At 64.2% G+C, this 3,201-nt stretch carries 3 protein-coding genes; all 3 read left to right on the forward strand.

The genetic code is table 11. The annotated features are described in order from the left end of the window. Positions 1 to 27: 27 nt before the first annotated feature. Positions 28 to 1,350, forward strand: coding sequence for an aspartate aminotransferase family protein (locus tag RSO01_RS46320; protein WP_147157401.1), 1,323 nt, complete (start codon positions 28 to 30; stop codon positions 1,348 to 1,350). A gap of 369 nt (positions 1,351 to 1,719) precedes the next feature. Then, positions 1,720 to 2,070, forward strand: coding sequence for a hypothetical protein (locus RSO01_RS46325; RefSeq protein WP_147157402.1), 351 nt, complete (start codon positions 1,720 to 1,722; stop codon positions 2,068 to 2,070). A 157-nt stretch (positions 2,071 to 2,227) separates the two neighbouring features. Beyond that, entirely contained in the window at positions 2,228 to 3,181 is a 954-nt protein-coding gene (locus RSO01_RS46330) for a sugar-binding protein (protein ID WP_147157403.1), read from the forward strand. The last annotated feature ends 20 nt before the right edge of the window (positions 3,182 to 3,201 follow it).

Consider the following 3,201-nt stretch of genomic DNA (forward strand, 5'->3'; position numbering starts at 1 on the left):
GGTCCGGAAGACCATGAGGATTCCCCAATGACCCATATCCTTCACCGCCAAATCGCCGGCACCCTCCCCGTCGCCGCCACCGGCAGCGGCATCGAGATCGTCGACAGCACCGGCAAGCGCTACCTCGATGCCTCAGGCGGTGCCGCAGTATCCTGCCTCGGCCACGGCCATCCCGCCGTGACCGCCGCCCTGCACGAACAGCTCGACCGCCTTGCCTACGCCCACACCGGCTTCTTCACCACTGAGGTCGCCGAAAAGCTCGGCGACCGGCTGATCGCCGACGCCCCCCAAGGCATCAGCCACGCCTACCTGGTGAGCGGCGGCTCCGAGGCGATCGAGGCGTCGTTGAAGATGGCGCGGCAGTACTTCATCGAACGCGGCGAGCCCAAGCGCCGCCACGTCATCGCCCGCCGCCAGAGCTATCACGGCAACACGCTGGGTGCGCTGGCCGCCGGCGGCAACGAATGGCGCCGCGCTCCCTTCTCGCCATTGCTGATCGAGACGCACCACATCGCGCCCTGCTTCGCCTACCGCTTCCAGGAGCCGGGCGAGAGCGAAGAAGAGTACGGCCGCCGTGCCGCCGATGCCCTCGAAGCCAAGATCCTGGAATTGGGCGAGGGCACCGTGATGGCCTTCGTCGCCGAGACCGTCGTCGGCGCGACGGCCGGCGCCGTGCCGCCGGCCCCGGGCTACTTCAAGCGCATCCGCGAGATCTGCAATCGCCACGGCGTGCTGCTGATCCTCGACGAGGTGATGTGCGGCATGGGCCGCACCGGGACCCTGCACGCCTGCGAACAGGAAGGCATCGCGCCCGACCTCATGACCATCGCCAAGGGCCTGGGCGGCGGCTACGAGCCGATCGGCGCCGTGCTGCTCGGCCGTCACATCTACGAGTCGTTCGCGAACGGCAGCGGCTTCTTCCAGCACGGCCACACCTACATGGGCCATCCCATGGCCTGCGCCGCCGGCCTCGCGGTGCAGGAGACGATCCGCCGCGACAACCTCTTGGCCAATGTGCGCACCCAGGGCGCGCTGCTGCGCCGGCGGCTCGGCGAGCGCTTCGGCAACCATCCGTATGTCGGTGACATCCGCGGCCGCGGCCTGTTCCAGGCGATCGAGCTTGTCGAAGAACGTTCGACCAAGACGCCGTTCGATCCGGCCAAGAAGCTCCATGCCAAGGTCAAGAAGGCCGCCATGGCGCGCGGCCTGATGGTCTATCCCATGGGCGGCACGATCGACGGCACACGCGGCGATCATGTCCTGCTGGCGCCGCCCTTCATCGTGACTGAAGAGCAGATCGGCGAAATCGTCGATCGTCTCGGCAGTGCGCTGGACGACGCTTTGGCTTAGCAGCTCTTCACACAGGTTTTGACTGGCTGAGCAGCATGCCAAATACGATGAGCGCGACGTCGCCCTTGTCGACGGCATGCCGCGCCGCCCGCCGCCGGGCGCAATGGTATCGGATGAACAATGCATAGAGCAGAGCCGCCGGCAGGCGAGCACCAGATGTATATAACTTGGGTGCTCGTTTGAGTCAACTACGGTTCTATTTTTTGCGTCCCATAAGGGGCTAAAGAGCGCAAAATTGTTTGCGAGCATCGGTGCCAGCAGTGCTGGCAATCGGACCCGCGCCAGCTCGTTAGGGTCCCCTGTGACGAGCTGCCAGCAACCATTCCTGATACGATCGAGTTTCGTCGGTGTTGCCGTTGGAGGTAGCCCGTGTCCGCAAGATCGATCCTCATCGCCATTGCGCTTTCGGCCTGGCTGCTGGGCTCGGTCGTGGCCTTCTTCATCGTCGCCTACATGAGCTTCTTCGGCGTGGCCTTCATCGGCCTCGTCATCTGCTATGTCAGCGCCCAATTCGAGCTGGACGGCGACCGGCCCGTTGGCAGTCTCGCGACCAGCTTCCTCGGCGCGCAAGTGCGAGCGCAGCAGGACCTCACGGCGGAGCAACGTCAGTCCGTCCGCCATGAACAGTCGCTCGCGGCCCAATCAGCTCGCTTCTTCAAGTTCTTTGGCTTCGGCCTTATGGCGATCGGCCTCTGCGGTGGGCTGTACTATCAGCTCTAGTGAAGTCCCCGTCTGCATATCTCCCCTCCTCTGTCAGCGGATTGACGGTCTCACCGGCGTCCGAAAAGCTCTTCGATGACGATTTGATCGGACTATCGATCTCAAATCGATCGAACGATCGCGTCGCTCATAGAGAACAGAGAGAGGGAGGACGATCGTGAACAAGCTATTGGCTACCGCTGCCGTCACCGCCGCTCTGCTGGGCCTTGCCGGCACCACTCAATCGCAGAACAAGAAAACCCTGGCCTTCGTGGTCAACGGCGCTTCCGATTTCTGGAAGGCGGCCGAAGCCGGCGTGAAGAAGGCGCAGACCGAGCTGCCGAACTACACGCTGGTCTTCAAGTATCCCGAGCAGGCCTCGGCAGCCATCCAGACGCGCATCATGGACGACCTCGTCGCCGCGGGCGTCGCCGGCATCATGGTGAGCGCCGTGGACCCCAAGACCATGGGCGATGCGCTGAACCGCGTCGGCGGCCAGGTCGCCCTGTTCACCACCGACAGCGACGCGCCCAACAGCAAGCGCGTGGCCTATATCGGCTCGTCCAACACCGACGCCGGCAAGCAGGCCGGCCAGCTGATGCTGAAGGCCCTGCCCAACGGCGGCAAATGCATGGGCTTCGTCGGCCTGCCCGGCGCCGACAATGCGCGCGAGCGCATCGAGGGTGTGAAGGAGGCCATCAAGGGCTCCAAGATCGAGCTCGTCGACGTGCGCGCCGACGACATCGACCAGACCCGCGCCAAGCGCAACGTCGAGGACACGATCACCGCCCGACCGGAGATCAACTGCATGGTCGGCTTCTATTCCTACAACACGCCGCGCATCTACGAGGCGCTGAAGGATGCCGGCAAGATCGGCAAGGTGACGATCATCGGCTTCGACGAGGACCCGATCACGCTCGGCGGCGTGAAGGACGGCACCATCGTCGGCACCGTCGTGCAGCAGCCCTATGAGTGGGGCTACCAGGGCATGAAGGACATGGCGAAGTATCTCGAGGGCGACAAGTCCTTCATCCCGGCCAACAAACTGATCATCGTGCCGACCCAGATCATCGACAAGAGCAACGTCGATGCCTTCTGGACGACGCTGAAGGAGCGGCAGGGGAAGAAGTAGGTTTCATGGTCTTCTGGACC

This window comes from Reyranella soli (assembly GCF_007992495.1).
GTDB classification, from domain to species: Bacteria; Pseudomonadota; Alphaproteobacteria; order Reyranellales; family Reyranellaceae; genus Reyranella; species Reyranella soli.